General features: G+C 41.6%; 1 pseudogene. It reads left to right on the top strand.

Annotated features, from left to right (window positions below):
- Window positions 1-18: 18 nt before the first annotated feature.
- A pseudogene (locus tag ACRHOZ_RS21550) lies at window positions 19-233 on the top strand (N-formylglutamate amidohydrolase); the annotation flags it as partial.

Raw genomic sequence — 233 nt, forward strand, 5'->3', positions numbered from 1 at the left:
CACGCCTACGAAGCGAGGTTGAAAATCCATAAGGGAACCGTTGATGATATTATACTTCTAATTGAGGGTGGAGCATGTTTTCAAGCTGTGGCCCAAGATTATTCCTTTACCATAAAAATTGACAAATACGTTCCCTTTGTCTGTGGACCTGTTCATGACGGCCATCAATTCAGACGATCAGTTTGGGATAATTGCTTGCATACCGAATATCAAAGATGGTATGAAGAGGATCC

Origin of the sequence: Flagellimonas flava (assembly GCF_050617915.1) — a bacterium.
Taxonomy (GTDB): domain Bacteria; phylum Bacteroidota; class Bacteroidia; order Flavobacteriales; family Flavobacteriaceae; genus Flagellimonas; species Flagellimonas flava_A.